This is a genomic window from Nostoc sp. CALU 546 (assembly GCF_048836525.1).
The window spans coordinates 49,161-56,299 of record NZ_JAWJTF010000064.1; the positions used below are offsets into that span (position 1 = coordinate 49,161).

The following is a 7,139-nucleotide window of genomic DNA, read 5'->3' on the forward strand; positions in this document are numbered from 1 at the left end:
AAGAAAAGACATGATCTTAGAAACACACCGCTTGCTAATGCGTGATTTTATAGAGGCAGATTGGCAGCCGGTTTTTATCTATCAATCTGATCCTTTGTATTTGCGTTACAACTATTGGACACACCGCACACAAAAGGATGTTTGCGAGTTTATTCAGATGTTTGTTGATCAGCAAAAAGAGCAACCACGGACAAAGTTTCAGTTAGCTATTATCCTCAAAGCAGAAAATCAGCTTATTGGTAATTGTGGTATTCGTGTAAATAACCCGGAAATGCGAGAAGCAAATATCGGCTATGAACTAAACACTCAGTATTGGGGACAAGGTTATGCAACAGAAGCAGCACACGCCATTTTAAAGTTCGGCTTTGAAGAACTGGGAATGCATCGTATCTGGTCTTGGTGTGTTGCAGAGAATATTGCTTCTGTAAGGGTATTAGAAAAAATTGGTATGCGTCGTGAAGGTCATCTGCGGGAAAAAGAGTTAATCAAAGATAGATGGTACGACAATTTTCTTTACGCTATCCTTGACCATGAGTGGAAAGCAAAGTAATACTGCTTCTATGAGCTACCTCAGAGACAATATCGTAAATTTCTGAGAAATTGAGGATAAGACAAGTTCAGAGGGTCGCAGAGATGACCAACACTATCCTCAATTTCCACACAGCTACCGGACACGAAGTTTTAGCAGCAGCAGGTAAAAAATATCTGCGTCCTGGTGGACGAATAGCTACAGATAAATTATTTGAGTGGGCAAACTTTCAGCCTGGAGAGAGAGTTTTAGAGCTAGGTTCTAGCTTTGGTTATAGTGCGATCGCTTTAGCAAAAAGCTACCATGTGAAAGTAGTAGGCGTTGAAAAAAATCCTGATAGTGTAGCTTGTGCGCGTGCTAATATTTGTGCTGCTGGGTTAGAAAATCAAGTTGAAATCATTGAAGGTAATATTTTCAACTTAGAGACAATCCCAGGAAAGTTTGATTATGTATTGGCAGAAGCTATTCTTACAATGCAATCGCCATTGGGAAAAGCCAAGATTTTAGCTGAAATTCACAATAAACTCAAGCCGGGAGGTAAATTTCTCTCCCACGAACTATTAGCTCGTGACAAAGAAGAACAAATTCATGATGACTTAGCACCAGTAATTCGAGTTAATTCTACACCACTTTCAGAATCAAACTGGATGACGGCTTTTGCAACAGCAGGATTGCAAGTACAGAAATGCCAAACTGATTCAATGAATTTATTGAATTTAAAACGGATATTTCAAGATGAAGGCATCTTTAATACAACTCGGATTATGTGGAATATATTGACGCAGAGAGCTATCCGCAAACGCGTTTTAGAGATGTACCAAGTTTTTCATAAATACCAACACGAATTAGGCTACATCATTTTGTGTGCTGTTGCCCATTAACATAATTGGTTCCCAAATATATCACCTGATAAATACCGATAGTTTTTGAATGATTATCAGCATTTATTTACGGTTCATCATCCCCAAATACTATGACAAACTCAATCACAATTAGCCCATCTTTTATGATTCAACTCCAAGACAAAATTGAATATCCCAGTGCGGGAGTTCTCAGCAAGGTGCTGCTGAAAGATAACGCTTGTCAATACACTCTATTTTGCCTAGCAGCTAATACTGATATTTCTGAGCATACTTCTACTCGAAATGCCACCATTAATGTCATCGAAGGCAGAGGGTTACTGACTTTATCTGGAGAAGATATTGCACTTAAACCTGGTGTTTTTATCTTTATATCTGCTAACGCGTCTCATGCTTTAAAAGCTGAAGAAAACCTGACATTTATACTCACGCTTTCTGAAAAATTAACAGAAAATAATTAGTTATTTATGGAGTCTGGAAATATGCGATCGCTACTTTTAACTTTTGCTCAAAATTTAAACTTCTCTGAAACTCAGTTGGAAGAAATACTATCGCAACCTCTAACTGAAGTTCTCAATTCACCTGAATTACAACAAGAACTAAATAGCTTAGATACCAATTTACTTAAGGAAACTTTACCCACGGCAGGAGGGGTTTTAGCTAAAGAATTACCACCTTTTTACAACTGGCTAAAAAATGAGTTGGGAGTCAAGCGGGTTCCTGATAGTCCTGATCACACAACAACATGGGTAATTGGTTTTGTCCATAATCAAGAAAGTTTAACTCATTTAGTTGAACTACACCAACCAGTACCTCGTCCGGCTTTAGAAGCTTCTATTCCCCGCTTGGTAGGGATGTTTGAAGGTGTCGAAGACGCGCAAGTTCGGCAGGAATGGCAAAAAGCGATCGCAGCTTTATGTCTAGTTCTAGTTGTCGCTGCACGCGAACGAGATAGAGAAGCTGTAGCAGTCTGATAACTCTTTACGGAAAATTAAACTTGTGAAACCTGCTGAGGCAGGTTTTCTCTATGTAATAGCAAATACTCTAATCTATATCTCCAGAAGCGATCGCATCCAATTTCGCAGCATCAAGTATGGTAATCGTCCCACCCCGACGATAGGCAACTATTGACTTGAGACTTTTAATTAACCGCACACATTCTTCGTAAGTAATGCCACTACTTCGAGCCATACGATAATAAGATAATTTGACTTTTAAACACTCGCCTTGTGAGGTAGATTCAGTTCCAGATTCAGCAGCAAAATATTGAATTAATCTGGCAAGGCGAACAATAGCTCTTTCAGAAACTAATCCGTGGACTGTTTCATGTAATTGCTGAATCCGACTGTTAAAAACCATCAGCATTCGTAATGCAATTTCAGGATTTTCGCCAATAGCTTTTAATAAAGCATCTCGCTCTACAGTGAGGATTTCACAATCAGATTCAGCAGTTACAGTTGCCGGAGAAATTCTATTTCCTAACAAAGCAGGAGCCGCAAAAATTTCCCCAGCAGTCAAGGCGCGGAGAATCGTTTCTTTCCCCGTTGTTGCTGTTTTGGTAACTTGAATTGATCCACTGACAACAGCATAAAGTTTTGCTGGTAAGACATCACCTTCATGCAGAATAATCTCTCCTTTGCGATGGTGTTGCACCTGAGCGTAAGGTTGCAAACTTATCTTCTCTGCTGTTTCTAAACCTGCAAACACAATAATTTGTGAGAGTTGTTCCAGGGATACCTGCATGATTAGCCTGATATTGCAAAGGCTGGACGATGATGAATCCAAGGGTTAGCCGCTTCTAATTGTGCTGCTAGGCTGATGAGTGTGGCTTCTGCGGCAGGTTTACCGATTAGCTGCACACTGATAGGTAAACCTTTACTATCAAAGCCTACAGGAATTGCGATCGCAGGTTGTCCAGTTGCATTCGCGGGTGGACAAGGGGCAACCCACTCAATAATATTTTGGAATGTCTCTTCTGCACTCAAAGAAGCCCATTCCCCAACGCGGATGGGTGAATGTAGATAAACTGGCAATACCAGCACATCCACTGTATCAAAAAACGCCACGATTTGCCGTGCTACTACCTGCATTTGGGAAACTGCTTGCAGGTATTGGGCAACAGAACCGGTGCGTGCAAATAGCCAGCGATTTAATGGCTGCAAGGCTTCAACAGGAAGTCCCGATGCAGCTACCCCAGCTTGCCAGACGATTTGAAATGGTTCAACTAAAGCACTGAAATCCGGGGATTTTTGTTCAACTTGGTGGCCGAGTTGTTCTAATAACTCAACTGTTTGGCGGACACCTTGCTGACAGTTGGCATCAGCTTCTCCCAAAGGAGAAATAGTAGTGTCAAAGGCAATTCGCAAAGCACCGAGTTTTGTGTGAGTGGCAGCGAGAAATGATGGTTCAGGATCGGGCAACCAGTAAGGATCGCCTGTGACATAGCCAGATATAGCATCCAAAAGGGCAGCAGCATCAGCGACAGTGCGGGCGATCGGGCCGTTGACGGCAATTCCAGCGAGGCGTTCGCCTACGGGTGCTTTACTCACCCTGCCTCTGGATGGTTTGAGTCCCACCAAACCACAACAAGCCGCAGGCCCCCGAATCGAACCACCACCATCAGAACCTTGAGCGATCGCACACAATCCCGCTGCTACTGCGGCGGCTGCGCCACCACTGGAACCGCCAGGGGTATATTCTAAATTCCACGGATTTCTAGCTGGGGGAAAACCCGTAGGTTCGCTGTAAGGTAATGAACCTAATTCGGAAGTAGCTGTTTTACCGAGAATAGTAAATCCAGCTTGCTTAATCCTTGTCACAACACCATCATCATAATTAGGGATATTGTTCAGTAATGCCGGATTTCCATAAGTACAAGTAACACCCGCTACAGCGTTGAGGTCTTTAATGGAAATCGGCACACCAAAAAATGGTGGTAATTCTGAGGTAGTTGTCAATAATTCTGTTTTAGCTTTAGCATCTGCGATCGCTAATTCTGCCGTCACCGTAAAATAACTTCCTAATTGGGGATTCAACTGCCCAATCCGTTCTAAATATATTTCCACCAACTCTAGCGGTGATACTTCCCGGCGACGAATTAATTGTGCCAACTCTAGGGCTGGGGTAAATGCTAAATCAACTTCATTCATAGGTTAGTGAATGGATAATTTTATCTTTCCTGGGATTTTGAAACTGAAATTGTTACTTTAGCAGGATTTCCGGGAACTATACATTTTATAGCTCCTGAGATTTGTGACTAATTTAGGATGCTCAGATGCAACAGGCGTATTTACGTTCTTACTCAAGCCATTTTAATTGTTTCGCATAAACTTTCGACAAATCCCTAAGGGGTATTTATGGCTAACCTGGAAATACTTGTTAGTGAATTGCCAACACTGATTCAAAGTCTAAAACTGACTATTGGCGATTCCAATGAAATCATGGAACAAATTATCCTGATCAATAATGCTCAGGAACAACTACGGAATCTTAAAAAATTAATTGCTCAGGAATTGAGATTTGATCATGCCAAAAATTCTGCGATCGCTACACTTCCTCGCATTGCTACAGTCGCTACTTTGTTTATCCCTAACCTAGGATTAGTAGATCCAGCCATAGCTGAAAAATTCGGGAACTCAGAAACTAAAATTTCATTAACTGATTTACAATCAAAAATTGATAGTTGGATTGAATGGGGTTATTTTTTGCAAGCAATAGCCGCTGACATTCTTAGTGATATGCAACTAGTAAATCAACTAAACTCTGATATTAATCATCCAAGCATAACTACTGAATTTAAAGCAATCAATGTCAGCTTAAATATTAACTTAGACCCTGCAAAACCTAATGTTATACAACGTCAAATTCAAAATATTAGCAATGCTAAAAAAGAACTATTACAGTTACAGCAAAAATTAAATTATATTTTTCATGCTATTCAAAGCAGTCGTAGTTTATTAAATATTTTATTAGGAGTATCTGCTTTTTATGGAAAATCTGGCTTTGCTTTAGAGTGGTTGGATGATGACCACGAATTAATTATATCGAGTGAAGGGAAATTTCAAGAATTAACAGATATTCTCAATGATTGTGATTTTTTCCAAGAACAGATTGCTGCTTTAATTATTCAGAGTAACGTTTTAAGTGAACAGGCAGAACAATCCCTGAAAAAGATTGAACAGGAAAGTAATAAAGAAGCAATTATTAGTCAGAAAGTAGAAAGAGTCCCAAAGTTTTGGACATCCAAAATAGTCCGTTCAGCTTTGATTATAGCCTCAAGTTTATTAATCTTGGGTTTTGGTGGTTGGAAAATTAAAGAGCAAAGTCCACAATTACAAAAGATTATTCTAAGTTTAACTCAACAAGGAAGTGCAAGTGCTAAGTTTAAATCTGCTCAAAAACTCGGAATGGCAGCTGCTTCTTTAGTTCAAAATCCACCGCATCCTTTAAAAGTTTGGCAAGAAGCAGAAACTAAATGGCATCAGGCAATAATCTTATTAGATAGTATTCCTGATGAAACATCAATTTATGACCAAGCTAAGAAGAAATTGGCTTATTATCAAATTAACTACAAATCTATCAGTAAAAGAGTATTAATTGAAAAGAACGCTATAGCAAACTTAGAATCAGCAAAAAAACTAGCAATAGAAGCTAATTTTATTCTTCACAATCCACCTCATTCTCTACTAGTTCGGCAGCAAGTACAAGGTAAATGGAAACAAGCAATTCATTTATTAGAAGCTATTCCAAAGAGTACCTTTGTCTATATACAAGCTAAAGAGTTACTTCCTATTTATAAAAATAGTTATGCAGCTACTAGTCAAATATAGGAATTAATCTGTTTTGTAAACATTGAGAGGCTCAAAACCCCGACTTCTTTTAAGAAGTCGGGGTTCTTTTTGCTCGTAACTCCTGCACAAATTGTTACATAGCGGTTATCGATAAAATGAGGTATATCCTCAAATATTTTATGGATAATTTATTGCATCATTGCTTTGGTTGCTATAGCAATCTATATATTGAGAATTAATCCACCCCTCCCTTCCTACTATTCTATTATTTGAGCTATTAGTAACACGCACGTTAACCCAAGGTGTTGGGCGACCTTGAAGTGATACAATATCAGGCTTGAGTAATGTGATATTGTTGCCATTCTCTAAACCTGCTGTTGACTTTCCGCCAGGTGTGGTACGTAAAGCTAATTGCCCCGATCGTAACCCAGTTACTTCGCAGAGTGCAGGCTTAACTTGAGCTAAATTGCTAGTACATTTTAGGCTGCTACTACGCATCCAACCTTCTAAGCCTTTTTCTTTAGAATTATCTGCATCGATAACACTAACGTAAATCCAGTTTTCAAAACCTTTCGCTAGTACTTGTAACTTTGCGTCTTCATATATATTAATTGCACCTCCATCTTCAAATTCTCCTTGCGGTTTTCTTAAGTATAAAAAAAGTGCTTCTTCATATCCTAATTTCTTAGCTTGGCAAATTACTTGTTTGTTAGCATTTTTGGGGGTTGCAGCGTTTGCTATTGGTAACAAATTAAGAGTAGAAAGCCACAGATAAAATACAGTAAAAGAAATTTGAGGTAGAGATTCCAGAAAACTTACCATTTTTGAGCAAATATGAGTTTTACCTACCTTATTCGTGATAAGTTTTATAGTCGAGCATAATTTTACCTAATTTGCATTCCTCCGCGAACCTACCCTGCGGGAAGGCAAAGCAACTATAGGAATCCGCTTTGATTTCTG

Annotated in this window: 8 protein-coding genes; 5 read left to right on the forward strand and 3 right to left on the reverse strand. The window is 39.3% G+C overall.

Annotated features, from left to right (window positions below; all coding sequences use genetic code 11):
- Positions 1 to 10: 10 nt before the first annotated feature.
- The 4 genes from RRG12_RS26715 to RRG12_RS26730 all read left to right on the forward strand — a co-directional run bounded on the left by RRG12_RS26715 (position 11) and on the right by RRG12_RS26730 (position 2,363).
- Positions 11 to 550, forward strand: a complete 540-nt coding sequence (locus RRG12_RS26715) for a GNAT family N-acetyltransferase (protein WP_069070642.1) — start codon at positions 11 to 13, stop codon at positions 548 to 550.
- 83 nt (positions 551 to 633) lie between these two features.
- The gene (locus RRG12_RS26720) at positions 634 to 1,410 is read left to right on the forward strand and encodes an SAM-dependent methyltransferase (RefSeq protein WP_069070643.1); all 777 of its coding nucleotides are present in this window, start codon (positions 634 to 636) and stop codon (positions 1,408 to 1,410) included.
- Between the two features lie 92 nt (positions 1,411 to 1,502).
- Complete coding sequence (locus RRG12_RS26725; RefSeq protein ID WP_420761261.1) at positions 1,503 to 1,850, forward strand: cupin domain-containing protein; 348 nt, start codon at positions 1,503 to 1,505, stop codon at positions 1,848 to 1,850.
- Between the two features lie 21 nt (positions 1,851 to 1,871).
- Entirely contained in the window at positions 1,872 to 2,363 is a 492-nt protein-coding gene (locus RRG12_RS26730) for a hypothetical protein (RefSeq protein WP_420761266.1), read from the forward strand.
- A 70-nt stretch (positions 2,364 to 2,433) separates the two neighbouring features.
- Here RRG12_RS26730 and RRG12_RS26735 read toward each other — a convergent pair whose 3' ends face one another.
- Together RRG12_RS26735 and RRG12_RS26740 are read right to left on the reverse strand one after the other, a co-directional pair.
- Positions 2,434 to 3,132, reverse strand: coding sequence for a Crp/Fnr family transcriptional regulator (locus RRG12_RS26735; protein ID WP_420761262.1), 699 nt, complete (start codon positions 3,130 to 3,132; stop codon positions 2,434 to 2,436).
- Between the two features lie 2 nt (positions 3,133 to 3,134).
- Positions 3,135 to 4,538 carry an amidase gene (locus tag RRG12_RS26740; protein ID WP_420761263.1) on the reverse strand — a complete coding sequence of 468 codons (1,404 nt, stop codon included), beginning with the start codon at positions 4,536 to 4,538 and terminating at the stop codon, positions 3,135 to 3,137.
- A 207-nt stretch (positions 4,539 to 4,745) separates the two neighbouring features.
- On the opposite strand from RRG12_RS26740, the gene RRG12_RS26745 reads away from it, so the two are divergent.
- Entirely contained in the window at positions 4,746 to 6,218 is a 1,473-nt protein-coding gene (locus RRG12_RS26745; RefSeq protein ID WP_420761264.1) for a hypothetical protein, read from the forward strand.
- A 138-nt stretch (positions 6,219 to 6,356) separates the two neighbouring features.
- On the opposite strand, the gene RRG12_RS26750 is transcribed toward RRG12_RS26745, so the two are convergent.
- Positions 6,357 to 7,001: a hypothetical protein gene (locus tag RRG12_RS26750; RefSeq protein ID WP_420761265.1), complete on the reverse strand. Its 645-nt coding sequence runs from the start codon at positions 6,999 to 7,001 to the stop codon at positions 6,357 to 6,359.
- Positions 7,002 to 7,139: the final 138 nt, after the last annotated feature.

What these genes read in the sequence shown, in the direction of transcription:
- RRG12_RS26715 (WP_069070642.1), top strand. Translation starts at nt 11, where the DNA reads ATGATCTTAGAAACACACCGCTTGCTAATGCGTGATTTTATAGAGGCA.
- RRG12_RS26720 (WP_069070643.1), top strand. Translation starts at nt 634, where the DNA reads ATGACCAACACTATCCTCAATTTCCACACAGCTACCGGACACGAAGTT.
- RRG12_RS26725 (WP_420761261.1), top strand. Translation starts at nt 1,503, where the DNA reads ATGACAAACTCAATCACAATTAGCCCATCTTTTATGATTCAACTCCAA.
- RRG12_RS26730 (WP_420761266.1), top strand. Translation starts at nt 1,872, where the DNA reads ATGCGATCGCTACTTTTAACTTTTGCTCAAAATTTAAACTTCTCTGAA.
- RRG12_RS26735 (WP_420761262.1), bottom strand. Translation starts at nt 3,132, where the DNA reads ATGCAGGTATCCCTGGAACAACTCTCACAAATTATTGTGTTTGCAGGT.
- RRG12_RS26740 (WP_420761263.1), bottom strand. Translation starts at nt 4,538, where the DNA reads ATGAATGAAGTTGATTTAGCATTTACCCCAGCCCTAGAGTTGGCACAA.
- RRG12_RS26745 (WP_420761264.1), top strand. Translation starts at nt 4,746, where the DNA reads ATGGCTAACCTGGAAATACTTGTTAGTGAATTGCCAACACTGATTCAA.
- RRG12_RS26750 (WP_420761265.1), bottom strand. Translation starts at nt 7,001, where the DNA reads ATGGTAAGTTTTCTGGAATCTCTACCTCAAATTTCTTTTACTGTATTT.